The sequence below is a fragment of the Rhodoblastus sphagnicola genome (assembly GCF_002937075.1).
Taxonomy (GTDB): Bacteria; Pseudomonadota; Alphaproteobacteria; order Rhizobiales; family Beijerinckiaceae; genus Rhodoblastus; species Rhodoblastus sphagnicola.
The window spans coordinates 17236-30844 of record NZ_NHSJ01000038.1 but is presented as its reverse complement, the minus strand read 5'-3'; the positions used below and the strand labels follow the sequence as shown (position 1 = coordinate 30844).

The following is a 13609-nucleotide window of genomic DNA, read 5'->3' as shown; positions in this document are numbered from 1 at the left end:
TCGCGCCTGCGTGGTCCTGACGGGCCTGCCCGCCACCGAGGTCCTCAACACCAAGACCCACTGGAGGGCGTTTTACAGTTCCGAGCGTCCGTCCGTCGCGGATCTGGTGTTGAACGACGCCGTCGAATGGGCGCCCGAATATTACGTCGCCTATGCCGATTCAAAGGTGGCCAAAGGCGCGCTTGTCGTCGAGGCCTGGTGCGATCTTCCCTTCACGGGACGACGTGTCGATCTGACCGCCGAAGCCGGACCGATCATCGATCCCGACGGCAATCTTATCGGCGTGATGGAATCCATCCGCGACATGACCGCGATGAAGGACGCGGAAGCCGCGCTCCGCGCCCTCGCGGGCCTGGACGGCTTGACGGGGCTTCCCAATCGCCGGACTTTCGACGATGTGCTCGCCAAGGAATGGGGGCGATCCAGTCGCAGAGGGGCGCCCTTGTCCCTGCTGATGATCGACATCGACCATTTCAAGCGCTTCAACGACAATTTTGGGCATGCCGGAGGCGACAAGCGCCTGGAGGCGATCGCGAAAGTCATCGCGAGCGTCGTCCAAGGCGCCGACGATCTTCCCGCGCGCTATGGCGGCGAGGAGTTCGCTCTCATCCTCCCGGCCACGGACATCGCCGGCGCATGGGACGTCGCCGAAAACCTGCGCAAATCCGTCGAGGCGAGGGAAATCCGCCATCCGGGCAACACCGCGAGTTTGTTTGTCACCGCGTCGATCGGCGTCGCCTGCGTCGTCGCGTCGCCAGGCGGCCGTGCCGATGATCTCATCCGCTTCGCCGATCAGGCGCTGTATCGGGCGAAGGCGCTTGGCAGGAACCGCACCTGCCCTTCCGATGGCGATTCGGCGACGTGCCAGTTCAGGGCCCCATGCCCTCGCGATTGCGTTTCGAAGCAGCCCTCGGAGCCCTCCGACACGCCTCCGATGACAGTCATCCGCGCCGTTTGAACCCGTCGGGGGGCGACCGCTTCGGCGATTGCCCAAGATCGATCCCAATCAAGATCGATCCCAAATCATGAAAATCATCGCCCGCCCTTGTTTTCGCGGTCGACACGCGTTATCTATGAGACATCGAACTTTTAGGCCGACGACTTGGCCGTGCGTTTTCAACGCAGCTGACGATCTCCTCTAAAACACATCGATAAGAATGGCGCATCTCAGTCGGTGCGCCACGTTCAATCTTGCTCAATGGAGCGTCTACGCATGGCTACCGGCACCGTGAAATGGTTCAATGGGCAAAAGGGCTTTGGTTTCATCCAGCCCGACGACGGAAGCAAGGATGTGTTCGTGCACATCAGCGCCGTCGAACAGGCGGGTCTCACGGGTCTCCGGGAAGGCGAGAAGGTCAGCTACGAGCTGATCGCCGACCGCCGCACCGGCAAGTCTTCGGCCTCGAAACTTCAGACCGTGGGCTGAATCCTTCTCTCAACCGCGTCGTCGCTCCACGAATGCGCGGACGCGACGCGGCGTGAGATCTGGAAGCCTTGGGCGGCGCTCGAGGCTTCTCCTTCCCGTTTGCGGGAAGCGACGCGGGTCATCGGGGCTCACCGGGATCGGCGAACGTTCGAACGGGCAGTCGAAAGGACATCTCGTGCGCGACATCATGCGGAGACCCACGGCCGACACCGCGAGGCCGAACGTTTCGGCCGCGGCGCACAAATTCGCACTTGGAACCTTGGTGACCCTGGTTGGCAAGTCGGACCAGACCCTGTTCAAGGTCACGCGACTCCTCCCCGATGGAGGGGCGGGACTGCAATACAGAATCAAGAGTGAGCAAGAAGGTTACGAGCGTGTCGTGATCGAAGTGCTGCTCGAACGCGCGCGCAAGTAAGCCGGCGTTTCAGGCGCTGCGCCCAGGCCGCGCGTTGTCGTCGTTGGGCGCGTGGCGGAAACGGCGCTCTGGTTCGCGACCCGGTTTCCCCAATCCCCCGCATGCGGCGATCGCCTGAAGGGCGAGGCGAAAATCATATTGAACGGGACGCGGACGCCCGGTGTCGCGCTTGGCGCGGCCATTTGGCGGAGCGCCCCACTGACGCAAGGATCGGATGTTTCATGCAGGTATTGGTTCGCGACAACAATGTCGAACAGGCGCTTCGTGTGCTGAAGAAGAAGATGCAGCGTGAAGGCCTCTTTCGCGAAATGAAGCAGCGCCGCGCTTACGAGAAACCCTCGGAGAAACGCACGCGGGAACACGCGGATGCGATTCGGCGGGCGCGCAAGCAGGCGCGCAAGAAGGCGCAGTATGAAGGCCTGTTGCCAAAGCCCAAGCGCAAGCCCTTGCGCGACGCGAAGGCGGAACCGGGCGCGATCGCGGCAAAAGCGTCGTAAAGCGTCGTGATGATGTGCTTGAAGCGTCGCGTGGCCGATGAAGGCGCCACGCGACAAGGCGGCGATGCGGAGAGTTGAACCATGGCGCGTAAACCTGGCTCGAAGAGCGAATTCGTCTTTTTCGACGTCATCTATGAAGACGGCGCCACACGATCCAACCGGCGCGTTCCCAGGGAAATTCTCAGCGGCCTCGATGGCGATGAACCAGCGCGGGCTTTTCTTGAGGAGCAGGATCGCGAGATCGCCCTGCGTTCGGGTCATCCGATGGCGGCGATCAAGACGGTGCGCCGCTCCTGAGGGGCGCGCGCCCACTTCGCGGCTCCCCCAACTTGGCGGAGTCCCCGGAGGACTCCGCACTCGGCGCGACCGTCTCATCCACGGCGACGCGATGCGGGTTGAGGCTCCAGGCTCCCTGATATCGTCGCCGTAGGGCGTCCATGTGTCGGTCTGTGTATAGACAGATCATCGAATCATTCGCGCGACTCGGCATGGCGCGCGGCGAGCGGCCCGCCCGATTGCCGTGCCTCCAAACTTTTCCATGAGCAAGACGATCGGCGCGGTGAAGCGCGCTTGATCCAGACCGGCGGGTTTTGCCGGCCGGCGTCCTTCGGATGACGACTCCGTCCTTGTCGCGAAGAACCGGCTCGTCGCACGATGGCGATTCGCCTTTCCCAGAGCCGCCGCCGCTGAAATACCCGGACCGTCGCTTGCCGATCGGGCTCGGACTTCCGCCTGCTGTTCGGAATTGGCTACCTGCTTTGGCGACCTACTCCGGCCCGACGCATTGGGCGTCCTCAACGGCATGGAAACGTCGGCCGCCTCGGACATGATGGCGCGTTCCTCGGACTCACCTCATCGCTGGCGCATAATGGATGCCGTCGGCCCGTCCTGTCCTCTCGCGGCAAGGTCCGCGAGGTTCGTGAAGACGTGCGCCGCGCGCGCCTCCTTTGCGTTAAATCGCGCTTTCGGCGCGAAAAATGTTCAAAGCGGAAAATTCCGCGATCAGACGCTTGCCAGCCCGAGGTCGATTTGTTAGACGACGCACCTACCGATTGCGCGGCTGTTTCGCGCAATTCTTCGCGGCCATGGCGGAACTGGTAGACGCGCTAGCTTGAGGTGCTAGTCCTGGAAACGGGGTGGAGGTTCGAGTCCTCTTGGCCGCACCATTCAATACAGATTGAGCCCTTCGGCGTTGAACCGAAGGGATTTTTCTTAGCTTGAGGCGTCAGTCCTCGGCCGGGGCAGGGGGCTACACTTTCGGGCGCCCCGCCTTCTTTGATGCAGGCAAGTCCTTCTTCGATAGAGCAAGCCTTGCATCGTGCGCGTTTGCAGCTTTGGCCCGCGTGACCTAAAGTCGGGCAAGCTTCCGAGTCGTTTGAACGCGTCTATCCTGTTCGCAAAATCGACGTCCCCTTTCGCGGGATGCTTCAAGCGTGGCGGCGCCGCTAGACCGGCGGAAGGGCGCGATTTCCGCTGGAGCGCGATTCGCGGAAACACAATCGCGCGGAATTCCTTGGATCACAGAAGCGGAGTTCCGCGCGAGCAGAATACGAAATCAACAATGGATCATTCGGATTTCGTATGACTCCATGCGGGCGACGACCTTGGCTTGGAACCTTGGCGTCATCCTCGAACCGCAAGGCGATGGCGTCATGATGGAGTGTCCGGCCTTGGTCTGCCTTGATTTCGGCGGTCACAGCCACGAGGTTGTGCGCGCTCCGCCAAGGTTTAGCCGCGCGCGATTCCCGACCTTTATTGACGTGAGCTCGGATGTCCATTAACCAACTGCGCAGTTTTAGGGCGTCGTGAAAGGTGGGGCGTGCGCATCGCGACCCATGTCTCTGGAGGTTGTTTTGAATGTAGTTGACGCAGGTCAAGCTAAATTGATCCAACCGTCACGATTGACGATTCATGGATTTTCGATGGTTCGAAATGAAGCCGACGTCATGGAGGCGTTTGTCCATCAGGCTGCGGAACTGTTTGATCAATTCACATTTATAGACGTTTTGAGCACCGATGGCACCCAAGAGATGCTCATCAAGGCATCTGAAGAACACAAGAACATAACGCTGCTCACCTGCAAGACCAAGGAAAAGTACCAGGCCGCCATGATGAATTGTCTGGCGCGCAAAGCCCTGCGCGCCGGAGTGGACTGGATGTTTTTTCTGGATGCGGACGAGTTCTTGGCGGTTGAGAGCCGTTTCGAGCTGGAAGAATACCTGCGGGGCTTCGGCAGTGAAGTTTTATCCATGCCGTGGATCAATCTCGTTCCATCGTCTTATTCCGACTTCTCTTCCTTCGATCTCGGCCAGAACTTCCGTTGGACCGGTCGGACATCGCCTTACTGCAAGGTCGCGGTCTCCAGTCTCTATTTCCACAACAATCCCGACGCGACACTCGCCGAGGGCAACCATACCATCAGTCCCTGCAATGACGGGACTCCAGCCGCGCCGATCATCGGAATGCCGTTGCTGCATGTGCCCGTGCGCTCGCGTGAGCGTCTCAAATACAAGATGACCAACAGCCTGCGCTTCCTGCGCAGCAAGCATAATGTGCGCGACGGCGAAGGCAGTCACGTCTCGACGATCCTCGATCTGATCGAGAATATCGAGAGTTCGGTCGGTTATCTCAACGCCATCGCGGCTGAATACGGGCAGAACAACGCGAAGCTCCAGGTCGTCGATCCGGCGGCGCTGGATTGGCCGGTGAGGCGACTTCCCGCTTATCTGCGCGACCGCGCGCCGGAGATGCGGGACGACGCGACAAGCATCGGCGCAACCCTGGCGGCGGACGCCGAGATCAAGTGGCGCGATCCCGGCTTCGTCCGCAACGCGGCGGTGGGGGCCGCCATCGAAGGCGGCGAATTGCGAATTGTCGCCCAGCCGATGTCCGGGCGCATGCAACCCCTGTATGAACGATTTGCGTCGCTGCCGCCCGCGAACCCCGCCGTCGCGCCGCAGCTGGGGCCTGAGGCCATACCGTCCCTGCTGTCGAAGACGCTGGAAACCACGCTGCTCCCCGTGGCGTTCGCAACTCTTTCCGCCTGGTCGCGTCTCATCCCGGTGTTGTTCGGGATTTTCGCCGTGGCGCGACCGCGTCGCTTCGTCGAACTTGGCGTCCACAATGGCATGAGCTTTTTCGCGGGCTGTCAGGTCGCCCGACATCTCCAGACCGAAACCGAATGTGTCGCGGTCGATTCGTGGGTCGGCGACCCCCACGCCTCCTTCCACGATTCCAGCGTGTTCGACGAGTTCAAGCGCAACCTCGGGCGCGACTACCCCGACGCCCGGTTCATCCAGGGCATGTTCTCCCACGCGCGCGACTGTTTCGACGATGGATCGATCGATTTGCTCCACATCGACGGCTATCACACCTATGACGCCGTCAAGGATGATTTCGATACCTGGCTGAGCAAGATGTCGGACACTGGAATCGTCATCTTCCACGACATCAACGTCCACGAGCGCAATTTCGGGGTGTGGCAGTTCTGGCGCGAATTGCGGGCGCGTTATCTCGGCTTGGCCTTCATGCACTCCCATGGTCTTGGCGTGCTCTATGTCGGCCGGCAGGACAACGCCATAGCCGCCATCTTCCGCTGGCTGGTCGAAAATCCCGCCTATTTCGCCGCGGCGCAGAAATATTTCGAAATCCTTGGCGAGAATGCGATCGATCACAAGGCCAAGGCCGACGAGGCGCATCGCGCACAGCAGGCGTTTGAAAGCGCGGAAGGTGTTCTGCCTATTTCTTTCAATCCCGAACTCGGCGCGCGCAACGAGCATTTGATCGTCGTCGCCAAGGCGCTCAAACTGCTGATGCGCGCAATCCGCTTCAAGCGTATATTGCTTTGGCTCTTCCCTTCGAGAAGAAGGCGTCACCAGAAACAACTCAAGATGGCAAAGTTCATGCGCCAATGCCTTTTGCGGTTTTCTGAAGCCGCGAAGGTAGATCCGGCGCCAGAGGGGGCTTCTGCACGGCGTTTGCCCGAGAACGAACGCGACGAGAAATTGCGCGCGGCGTGAGTCTGTTTTTGGTGTGCGCGCGTGGCGCCGTGACAGCAAGATCCGATGAATTATCGATTGGTATGAGGATATGTCAGGCCGATTGTTCAACTCGCGTGAGTGTTGATGCATTTCGCGGAATTTGAAGGATATTCGTATGAACGAGTTCGTTGACATCGAACAGGCGGAAGCAGTGACGAAGCCCTTGTCTATCTACTGCGTCGCCGTGATCCGCAACGAGGGCGACATCATCGCCAATTTCCTCGGCCAGGCTGTCGCCCTTTTCGATCATACGTTCGTGGTCGATCTTCAATCGACTGATGGCACGAGGGAAGCCATCGACACGTTTTCCGCGAATAACCCGGGCAAGATCACCACATTCACATGCAAGACGCGGCGGCGCGGTCAATCCGCCATGATGAATGCGTTGGCGCGCAGGGCTTTTGGCGAAGGAGCCGACTGGGTCTTTTTTCTTGACGCGGCTGATTTCATTGCTGTCGAGAACCGCGGCGAACTTTTGAAGTTTCTGGAAGGCTGCAAGGATGAGCTCATTCATCTGCAAGGAGTTAACCTCGTTCCATCGGATTACGGGCGGTTTGAACACTTCGATGCGACTCAGTCCTTCTTTTGGCGCGGAAAACCTGAACCAAGCTTCAAAGTGGCGCTGTCGTCGTTTTACGCGCTGTTGAATCCGGATTTTCGCGTTTGGGACGGGAATAACGTTGTCTCAAGGTCGGCGTCGGAAGATTCCGAACCGCACCGTCCCGGTCTTGAGCTTTTGCACATTCCCGTCCGCTCATCCTCTCGTCTGAAATATCAACTGACGGACACGGGAGGCGTTCTACCCGAAACAGACGCTCATGTTGGCAAGATCATGCAGCGAATCCAGGCCAGCCAAGTGACGCCTGGCGTGCTGAATTCGATCGCCGCCAATTTCTCGATTCGCGACGACGCGACCGCGGAGCTTTTGCCGCAAAGCGCGAATTGGCCGACACGACTTCTGCCCGGCCATGCGCGCGCGTCGTCCGGGCGCGAGGTTCGCTCCTTGGCCGAAACGGTCAAGCGCGACTCCGCGCTCGTCTGGGACAAGCCCAGGTTCACCGAGGGCACGCCGGTTTGCGCGGAATTCCAGGGAACGGACATCCGCATTCGCTGCCTGCCAATGGTGGCGGGGCGCCGCCTGGCCTACTATGGGCGCTACGAAAAGCTTCCCGGCGAAACCGGGCAAGCGGGCGCCGATCTCGACCTGACTGTCGCGCTCAAGTCCGTCGAAGCGGCTTTCGTGCGTCCTGACGCGACGACCGACGAAGATTGGGCGGTGTTTGCGCCCATTCTGTTCGCTCTGTTCGCGATTGCGCGTCCGCGCCGCTTCGTCAATCTCGGCGTGAACGATGGCGCGAGCCTGTTGACGGCCTGCCGCGCCGCCGAACGGTTCAAGATCGGCACGCAATGCATCGCCGTCGACACCTGGGCGCATCCGGGGGGCGGGGACGATCAGTCGTCGCAGTTCGAGCATTTTACGCGCAATCTGGAGGAGAAGTACCCTCGTCAGCATTTTATCCGCGCCATGTTCTCGGAAGCTGTGGAATGTTTCGATGACATGTCGATCGACGTGCTGCTGATCGACGCCTGGGCGGATTACGACTCAGCCAGGGAACAGCTTGAGCTTTGGCTTCCCAAGCTCTCGGATGTCGGAATCGTGCTGCTGCGCGGCACGAAAGCCGTGCGCGAGGAATGCGGGATTTGGCGCCTTTGGACCGAACTGAAGCAAAAGTATCCAACCGTTTCGTTCGATCACGAGGACGGTTTGGGCGTTCTTTATGTTGGCGGGAGTCCGTCCGCCACAGCCGCCCTCATGGAGATGCTCGGCAAGGATTCGCAGCGGACGATGCTGGCCCAGCTTTTTTTCGAGCGGCTCGGTCATCTGACGGCGAGAGCCGCGCGTCGCCCTCCAGAGCAACATGTCGGTTACCGCGAGGGCGATCTTCTCGCCTCGACCACGGTCGTCAAATCCATGCGCAGACTGCTGAAATTGCAACTTTTGCGCGCAAAGCTCATCTACTTGTTAATGGCGCCGTTCGCCCGGAAGCAAAAGCACTACGCTCAGAAGAAGCAAATTCTCCGCAGCGGCATCAGGAGCCTCAATTCCGTGTTGGAGGACCGCGCGCGGGAGCACGCCAGCAGGCTGCGCAAGCCCGATCCGGACGCCATTCACGAAAAGCCGCCTGTCGGCGCCTACGTGGCCTTTAATCCCGAAATCACGCCGCCCGGCGCGCCGAAAGGCTTGCACCCCAAGGTCAGGTTGATCATCCCCACGCGCGGCTGTTCCAAGTGGCTGCGGGAGTTCCTGAAAGCTTACGAGGATTGGGGTTTGAAGCCGACTTTCGCGGTCGATCCGGGCTGCGAGCCGAAAACGCTCGAGATCCTCAAGGCCACCAATACGGACATGATCTTCATCGATTCCACCCAGATCGGGAACGGCGAAGGGATCATGCCCTATCTGTCCAAGCACGTGAAAGAGGATTACATCCTGCGGCTGGACGATGACGAATTCCCGACCGCCGATTTCATCGCCTGGGTCAACTCAGTTCCGGATTCTCCTTACGCCTTCGTCACATCGTGGTGGATTCCGCGCCACGAGGTGGCGTTGATCGATGGCGAGATTTGCTCCTGCCATCCGAAATGGCTGCGCGTCAAAGTCGGAAACGCCGTGTATGAAAACCTGCATGGCGGCCGGTTCTACCGGCATCGCGACGTCGTCTATGACCAGGTCGGTCCCCACCACGGCAATTTCCTCTCGGATTATGTCTCCCATTGCCCACCGGAGGCCCGGATCGTCCATCTGGATTATCTGGTGCGGACGGCGTCGGAGCGGCTTGCGAAGCTCCGGGTGGTCGAACAAAGATTCCCGGGCAATGGCTGGCCGTTCGCCAATCACATGATCCCGGAAATGGCGCCAAGAGAGTTGCTTTTGCCGAGAAAATTCCACAGCCCCGAACTCGACCAGCTGATCGCCGCCATCCTCGCTAACATTCACGAGCCGTCGGAAGAAGTCGTGCTGAAGATCAGCGAAATCGCCAAAATTCAGCAAGACCGCCTCACGAGTGATGCCATCCACTTCCAATATTGACTGGCGGCGACCTGATTTCTGAAAGCCTCCCCGGCTCAAATGCGCAAAACATCGGAAGGACAAATTATGCTCAAGCATCGTTTACCGTTGATTGGACGACTTTATCGACAAAGAGATAAAGCTCGAAACGAACTTCGAGAGGTGAGGGAGCAACTCTCCCATATGCAGAATGAAACGGAAACTTCAGTTAAACCCGTTGACCAACGGCTCTACGTCCTTGAGGGCGTGATGCTTGAAATTCCTCTCAATATCATGTCGGATAAGTTCCATTCCGATCTAATGAACGGCACATACGAGGACAAGGAACTCTCGCCAATCAGGAAAAACCTGCGACCGGATGACACGGTGCTCGAACTCGGAGCGGCGGTCGGTTTTATTTCGACTTGGGTCGCCAAGATGCTCCCACAAGGACGCGTGGTTACTTACGAGGCCAACCCGAACATGATTCCGGTCGCCGCAAACAATCACAAGCGCAACAACGTCAACGTCGTGCTGAACCACGCGCTTGTCACATCGTCCGACTCCGAAACGATGGACTTCTTTGTCGACAAGACATTCTTTTGGGATTCAGGCATTTACGCTCGTGCACACGACAATGGCAGTGTGCGCGAAAAGATCTCAGTCCGATCAGAGAATTTTTCTAAGATCTTGCGGGAAGTTGACCCCTCGATCCTCATTATCGATATCGAAGGTGGGGAGGTAGGTCTCTTCGACAACGTCTCGTCTCTCGGACGCGTGCGGCACATTTTCTTTGAGCTCCACGCCTTTATCGGCCCATTGGAAATTCACCGGATATTCAAGAAGCTCGACGAACTCGGTTACGTCTATGACGAAATCCATTCCACTGGCTACATCGCCACATTTTCATTGGGCTCTGGACTAATAACCAGTAGTTAATGGTCGCCGCGACGCAGAAGCGGTAAACAAATCGACGGAACCTAATCAATCGTATTTGCATATTTCAAACAATTGCGTGGTTGCGTTTGCGTGTTGGGCGTCGCTTTCGTTGGGGATGTGACAAATGACTCGTGAACAGTGTCCGATCTGTGGCCATGCAAGCGATATCCTCGGCGAGAAGGTCAGCCAGTTCCTGAATCGATCATTTCAGTTGCGGCGATGCTCTTCGTGCCTGTACGCCTTCATCGGTGATCCGTGCCTGGATTATGCTCGCCTCTATGATGAAGCTTATTATCGGGGGCAGGGGGCCGATCCGATGGTGGATTACGTCGCCGAACTTGAAGCGGCGACTACAATTCGGGACTATGAATGGCGTGGTTTCCTGAACATTGTTTCGCACGTCGCGGCGCCCATCGCTGGCAAGAAATGGCTGGACTTCGCGTGCGGCAATGGCGGCCTTGTGCGGGCTGGAAGGTCGCGCGGGTTGGACGTGGTTGGCTTTGAGGAAGGATGGATTGCCGATCATGCCCGCGCTGCCGGCATTCCAATTCTCACGCGCGATGAGCTCAATGGACAGGCTGGTCAGTTTGATGTCATAACTGCAATCGAAGTGATCGAACACGTAGCCGAGCCGCTTGAAGTTTTTCGGCTCATCCGGCGACTGCTAAAACCGGGCGGCATTTTCTATGCGATGACAAACAGCGCTGTGCCGTTCCGGGACTCCATGCTGACATGGCGCTATGTCAGACCCGAAATCCATATCGGTTTTTTTGAACCCGAAAACTTGGCGCTTGCGCTTCGCGCCACCGGCTTCGATGTGAAGTGGCCGGGTTTTCTAGAGCCTTATGCTGACGTAATTCGATTCCGCGTGTTGAAGAACATCGGAGCCAAGGCGCCGGCCGCGTGGCATTCCCTGGTCCCGTGGAGCGTCCTAGCTCCGATTGTCGATCAGCGGTACGGCGTTAGCTCGCTCCCGACAGGCGTTGCAACTTAAAAACGCTTAGGGGCATGCTTATGGATGACCGTAATTTCATTTTTCAATTGGGCTGAAGCAGTATGAAAATACTATTCGTTTCCTTGTCGCGAAAAGTACATGATCTGCTCTGGATGCGTGGCGACAAGCTGAAGTTTCTTATCCTCGTTTCGCTAGGCTTCGCCGTAGCGGCAGCAGCTCTGCATCCAAAAGACTTTGGCCCCTTTGTAGACAACAATCAGGATGCCGTCAGCTTCCTGCGCAGCGCTTTTCAGGTGGAGCAACTCGTCAGGTCGGGCGTCTACTTTCCCCGTCTCTCCGCCTACGACTTTTCCGGCTACGGCTACCCGCTGTTCCAGTTTTATCCGCCGCTTTCCTTCTTGATCGTGGGCTATGTCAGCTGCTTCCTGACGCATGACGTGCTGTCCGCCATGACCGTCGTGGTTACGCTGAATTTTGTCGTCGCCGGCTGGCTCGTCTACGCGCTGTGCCGCGTTGTCGGCCTGCGGTCGGCGGGGGCTCTCATCGCCGCCTTCGCCTTCGTCTGCTACCCCTTTTTCGCTTTCGCGGCCTATCGGGCGACGCCGACCTACCTGGCTGTGACGCTTAACGTCGCCGTCCTGCTGGGCGGCGCCCGTTACCTTGCCCGACCGAGCTACCTGCGCGGGCTGGCTGTGTCGCTCGCCATTTTCACTTTGCTCATGACTCATGTCATCACGACGCTGCTGACGGCCGTCACAGGCGGCGTTCTCTTGTTGCTGATTGGACCCGCTCTCGCTCCAGGTTTGGCGTTCCGCGCCTTCGCGATTCGCATCGTCGCGCTGGGCATTTTCGTGGTGCTTGGCCTGGTGCTGGCCGCCTTCGAGTTTCTGCCGATCGTCGTCTATGGGCAGGAGAAACTGCTCCGCATCAGCGCGCTGCTTGGCGACCTCACGAAGTTCCTGACATCTGCCGGCCAGCATTCAACCTTGCATGGGCTGCTGTCTCCGCGTTTGGCGGATTCAGCCCATGCGGCTCCGCCGTCGGTCGGCGATTTCGGATTCCAGCTAGGGTTGCCTTATGTGCTGGGCTTCTTTCTGTTCCTTGCGACGGCGCCGGCGAAGACCTTCTCTGACCGGGCTTTTTGGGGCGTCGCGGGCCTGTTCGCGGTGCTCGTATTGTCCACTACGCCGCACTTAGTGCCGCTTCTTGCGCCTTTATTTGGCGTGATTCAGTTTCCGTTCCGGTTGCTGTCCGTCGCCGCTCTGCCTGGAGCCATCGCCATCGCGCGCGCCGTCGGCGCGGTCTGGTCGCGCGGCGCGCCGGGCCCAGAAGCGCAGGCCGGCGATTTCGACACGCCCGTCAAACGGGCCTTGGCCGTTGTCGTCGTCGGCTCGATCGTCGGTTGGTCGTCGGTGGCGTCCCTTCTTGAGCAACCGATCCAGACTGCCGCCACCGGATTCACGATGCCCGTTTCACTGACGGATATCTTGGCGCAGCCATCCTCGACTTATTCGGGCGACTATCTCGTCAACTCCATGCGCTTTCCCTCGCTGTTTCCGAGCGAACCTTTGTTGGGACGCGCGCAATATTTCCTGTTTTGGCATAGTTTTCTGGCCGAGAACGGCGGCCATTACGATACGCCGGCGTTTCGTCCGAGCGGTCGCGAACGCCTCAAACTGGACGTGAACCTGCTCGACGAAATCGCGCCGCCGGTTCACATGAAGGTCTCGGTCGGTCCGACCGTCGTTTATGACGGGACGATCGAACAACGCAGCGTGACGATCGAGGCCCCAATCCCGCAAAGCGGCGAATGGGTTCGCGGCATTACCTACGAAGCCGACAAATCAACGGAAAAGGATGGCAAGCGCTTTTTCGCGCGGGTTCCTTCCGTGGTGTTCGAGGGGCTCGCCGACAAGGAGACCGTGAGATACTGGAATGAGTTTCGCCTTACGGAGACCGGGCGGCCGACCAAGCGCGTCTTCGTGGTCGAGAACCCCGAGGGTTCGGCCAATTTGTTCGTTTTGCCAGCGCTTGCCTATCCGATGTTGCAGTCGGTGACGATCAACGACGCGCCCTCCGCTTGCCGTCCGGCGCCGCGCAATGACATGGTGTTCTGCGGCGTCAACCTGCCCGCTGGAACGAGCCGCGTCGTCATCCGCTTCACGGGCATGCGGATCGCAAACGTGATTTCGCTGGCGTCGCTGGCGCTGTTGATCGCGGGCGGCGCGCTGGCGGCGATACGCAACCGGCGCCGGCCCGCGCCGCGTGTCGCGGGCGCCCAACAATAGGAC

Annotated in this window: 10 protein-coding genes, 1 tRNA gene and 1 pseudogene; all 12 read left to right on the top strand. The window is 59.2% G+C overall.

All coding sequences use genetic code 11. The features are described 5' to 3' along the window. The first annotated feature begins 10 nt into the window (after positions 1–10). The 12 genes and pseudogenes from CCR94_RS04900 to CCR94_RS04845 all read left to right on the top strand — a co-directional run bounded on the left by CCR94_RS04900 (position 11) and on the right by CCR94_RS04845 (position 13606). Positions 11–958, top strand: a complete 948-nt coding sequence (locus CCR94_RS04900; RefSeq protein WP_206605776.1) for a GGDEF domain-containing protein — start codon at positions 11–13, stop codon at positions 956–958. A gap of 255 nt (positions 959–1213) precedes the next feature. Continuing rightward, entirely contained in the window at positions 1214–1426 is a 213-nt protein-coding gene (locus tag CCR94_RS04895) for a cold-shock protein (protein WP_104506758.1), read from the top strand. A 175-nt stretch (positions 1427–1601) separates the two neighbouring features. Continuing rightward, positions 1602–1841 carry a hypothetical protein gene (locus tag CCR94_RS04890; RefSeq protein WP_104506757.1) on the top strand — a complete coding sequence of 80 codons (240 nt, stop codon included), beginning with the start codon at positions 1602–1604 and terminating at the stop codon, positions 1839–1841. A gap of 221 nt (positions 1842–2062) precedes the next feature. Next, complete coding sequence (rpsU, locus tag CCR94_RS04885; RefSeq protein ID WP_104506756.1) at positions 2063–2338, top strand: 30S ribosomal protein S21; 276 nt, start codon at positions 2063–2065, stop codon at positions 2336–2338. A gap of 81 nt (positions 2339–2419) precedes the next feature. Then, the gene (locus CCR94_RS04880; protein WP_104506755.1) at positions 2420–2635 is read left to right on the top strand and encodes a hypothetical protein; all 216 of its coding nucleotides are present in this window, start codon (positions 2420–2422) and stop codon (positions 2633–2635) included. 782 nt (positions 2636–3417) lie between these two features. Beyond that, positions 3418–3504, top strand: a tRNA-Leu gene (locus tag CCR94_RS04875). A gap of 756 nt (positions 3505–4260) precedes the next feature. Beyond that, complete coding sequence (locus CCR94_RS04865) at positions 4261–6357, top strand: class I SAM-dependent methyltransferase (protein WP_158254628.1); 2097 nt, start codon at positions 4261–4263, stop codon at positions 6355–6357. Between the two features lie 136 nt (positions 6358–6493). Next, positions 6494–6811, top strand: a pseudogene (locus CCR94_RS26550) (glycosyltransferase family 2 protein); the annotation flags it as partial. Positions 6812–7210: 399 nt separating this feature from the next. Continuing rightward, on the top strand, positions 7211–9466 hold the full coding sequence (locus tag CCR94_RS04860) for a class I SAM-dependent methyltransferase (RefSeq protein WP_244593941.1): 2256 nt from the start codon (positions 7211–7213) through the stop codon (positions 9464–9466). 66 nt (positions 9467–9532) lie between these two features. After that, positions 9533–10363, top strand: coding sequence for an FkbM family methyltransferase (locus CCR94_RS04855; protein ID WP_158254627.1), 831 nt, complete (start codon positions 9533–9535; stop codon positions 10361–10363). Positions 10364–10487: 124 nt separating this feature from the next. Beyond that, positions 10488–11357 (top strand): class I SAM-dependent methyltransferase, encoded by an 870-nt coding sequence (locus CCR94_RS04850; RefSeq protein WP_104506750.1) that lies wholly within the window; start codon positions 10488–10490, stop codon positions 11355–11357. Between the two features lie 62 nt (positions 11358–11419). Beyond that, positions 11420–13606, top strand: coding sequence for a glycosyltransferase family protein (locus CCR94_RS04845; protein ID WP_146089865.1), 2187 nt, complete (start codon positions 11420–11422; stop codon positions 13604–13606). The last annotated feature ends 3 nt before the right edge of the window (positions 13607–13609 follow it).